Consider the following 253-nt stretch of genomic DNA (forward strand, 5'->3'; position numbering starts at 1 on the left):
TTTGTACTTACTAGGTAAAAACGTAGGTGAAGTGGCAAAAGATGTCACAAGCCCGTCACAAATTAGTGCTTATGTAGCACGATTAGATTGAGGTTTTTTGATGCGCTTATTAGCGGCCATAGTCTTCAACCTCACTCAAAAAGCCTTGGTTTAATTCAAGATGACGATATTGAGGGCGAGTATTCACTAACCCGATATCGTGCGTTGCTAGGATGATCGTCACACCGGCACGGTTAAACTCTTCAAACAGTCG

1 pseudogene is annotated in these 253 nt (G+C 42.7%); it reads right to left on the reverse strand.

The features are described 5' to 3' along the window. Window positions 1-109 precede the first annotated feature (109 nt). A pseudogene (locus A3712_RS23765) lies at window positions 110-253 on the reverse strand (cell division ATP-binding protein FtsE); the annotation flags it as partial.

Origin of the sequence: Vibrio sp. HI00D65, assembly GCF_001635455.1 — a bacterium.
Lineage (GTDB): Bacteria > Pseudomonadota > Gammaproteobacteria > Enterobacterales > Vibrionaceae > Vibrio.